The following is a 2,554-nucleotide window of genomic DNA, read 5'->3' on the forward strand; positions in this document are numbered from 1 at the left end:
TAGCAAACCTGATGCCAAAATCACCACCGAGATAAAACCCGCCTGCAGCCCCCATGAACACTGATGTGTGATTCACTCCGACAGAAAAATAAGAGCTGCCCACCCCACTCTCCGGGTAACTATTGCACCATTCACAATCAGTGACGCACCAAAATAAAACAGGAATAAGATCTGCCGTATTCGGACAGGAAGTAATTACAAGAAGGGGCAAATCCGGTGTATCGCCGCCGACCACAGCCACCGACCACAACCGCGACCTCATTACCCAAATAAAGAACAGGCCGACACAACAGCCCGGCAGAACGGGCGCCAGAGAAAGAGGATTACAGAACAGAAATACATCATAAGTACGACAGAATCAGGCGCTGCTCCTGGCAGCCTGCTCCTCACTGACGCATGTGATTCGGTTACGGCCTTCTGACTTGGCCTGATAAAGGGCCATATCAGCAGAGTGCAGAAGGCGCTCCGCCGGAATACCCGGCAGCGCCCTCACCAGACCGGCAGAAAAGGTATAGCGCAGATGCTCGGCAACCGGATTGGCGTCGAGCTTTGTCGCCAGCCGCTCCATCACGCTGATGGCAACCGGCAGTACAGTTTCCGGAAAGACGACCAGAAACTCCTCACCTCCCTGACGGCCGATAATATCCCCTTCGCGCAGATTATCGCGCAGCAGCATGGAGAAATGGCGGATGACACGATCCCCCATTTCATGCCCGAATTCATCATTCACGCGTTTGAAGTGATCAAGATCGAGCAGAGCCAGACAAAGACGATTGCCGTAGCGCTGACAGCGCACCACTTCTTCATCAAGGCGACGGAGGATTTCGCGGCGGTTTAACAGGGAAGATAAAGGGTCACGAGTCACCAGATTGCGTACTTCCCGTCCGCGACGGATGCGGGATTCCACAGCATACAGCAGCGCTTTTTCTTCTACAGGCTTGGTCAGAAAGGCATCCGCTCCGGTGCACATAGCGCGGATCTGGACATCGGAACTGAGTTCATTGGATAGAAAAATCATCGGCACACTGATCAGATTATCGAGCTGGCGTATCACGCCGGCCAATTCCTGACCATTGATACCAGGCATATAAAGATCGAGCAGAATAAGATCCGGCGTATGCTGCTGCAGGAAAGTCATTAACTGCTGAGCCGGATCAGTAATACCGTGTACCACGAAGCCATGGTGCTCAAGAGTACTTTTAAGAAATGTCATTACCGAAGGCTGATCATCAATGACCAGAACCTGATAAGGATCGGAGCTGAAGCGCTCAGTCAGTGCCACCAGCTCTTTGACCACGTCCTCACAGTTCACCGGCGTTTCAATAAATGCGGTTGCCCCCATGCGGATAGCAATAAGGCGCTCAGCCAGACCGTATTCCGAGCTGATTGCGATCACCGGCAGGCTGTTCCCTTGCCGCGCAAGCTGCTCCATCCGGGTCCGCTGTTTTTCATTAAGGGTATCCAGATTAACGATCAGCGCACAGGCGTTGGCATTATCGTGGGTGAGCAGATGCGATACCGACTCCACGATTTTCACCTTAAAGCCGGCCTCTTCAATCATACGGTAAAGCCGCTCATCAAAGCTGGAGCTGGCAAAGATCAGGACCATCGCACCAGAACCGCCTTCGAAGTAGCGGATACTGCGCTGCACTAAGTTAGCATCACGGAAACCCGCAATAGCGTCTGATTTTTTCGGCCTGTCTTTCATTAAACTCCCCTCTGATCGACAGTGAAAGTCTAGACGCTCTACGAAATTTTGACCGGTTAATTTTGATCAGATCGTCATTAGCAGAAAATAGTGGCTGATCTGTTGATCAGAATCACTCCCGTTCGGTAGCCGCAGCCACACCAGCCGTCACATCCCCAGTCTGGAATTTGCGCACTAACAAGACACACCCATCACCACCCGCACCAAAAGAATGCGGAAACAACCGTAAAACTGCCGATCTCGCGGCTGAAACCCCTTAAACAACAACCAGATTGCCGCTTAATAAAGTTGGCACCGCTTTTGTATAGTAAGAATTGTCGAAGCGGCAAAACCTTCCTGCTGCTTTTACGGCATCAGTGCTGATGCCAGACATTATCGTGTTGTGCAAAACAGAGCATTGGCGCTCACAGGGTTACCTGTGAGCGCTTTTTTTTTGGATGTTTAAAAGCCATGGCAATCAAAACCGTATATTCAGATCAGGAACTTCCCGGCGAAGACTGGCAGCAGACTGAAACAACCTGCCCCTACTGTGGCGTTGGCTGTGGCGTGACCGCCGTTTCTGCAGAGAATGAGGTTATGCCTGTCAGCGGCACCGCAAATCATCCGGCAAACCTCGGACGCCTGTGCGTCAAAGGCTCTGCTTTGCAGGAAACATTATCCGCTGAAGGCCGCCTGTTGTTGCCCTCCATTAAAACCGGCGATGGATTTAAAAACATCAGCTGGGAGCGCAGCCTGGATCTGATCAGCGATAAACTCCAGCAGGTGCTCAACACCCATGGACCGGAAGCGGTTGCCTTTTACGGCGCCGGTCAGCTGCTGACTGAGGACTATTACGTCGCCAATAAG

The 2,554-nt window shown here is 52.0% G+C and carries 2 protein-coding genes; one reads left to right on the forward strand and one right to left on the reverse strand.

Translation table 11 applies throughout. From position 1 onward, the window contains the following. Positions 1 to 358: 358 nt before the first annotated feature. Positions 359 to 1,708, reverse strand: a complete 1,350-nt coding sequence (locus tag B2Z72_RS02215) for a GGDEF domain-containing response regulator (RefSeq protein ID WP_296982642.1) — start codon at positions 1,706 to 1,708, stop codon at positions 359 to 361. 450 nt (positions 1,709 to 2,158) lie between these two features. On the opposite strand from B2Z72_RS02215, the gene B2Z72_RS02220 reads away from it, so the two are divergent. Next, positions 2,159 to 2,554: molybdopterin-dependent oxidoreductase (locus B2Z72_RS02220; protein ID WP_297004082.1), on the forward strand; the 396-nt coding region annotated here is incomplete at its 3' end.

Origin of the sequence: Thalassolituus sp. UBA6592, assembly GCF_002433655.1 — a bacterium.
GTDB lineage: Bacteria > Pseudomonadota > Gammaproteobacteria > Pseudomonadales > Oceanobacteraceae > Venatoribacter.

Coding starts and splice junctions, on each gene's coding strand:
- B2Z72_RS02215 (WP_296982642.1), bottom strand. CDS start 1,708: ATGAAAGACAGGCCGAAAAAATCAGACGCTATTGCGGGTTTCCGTGAT.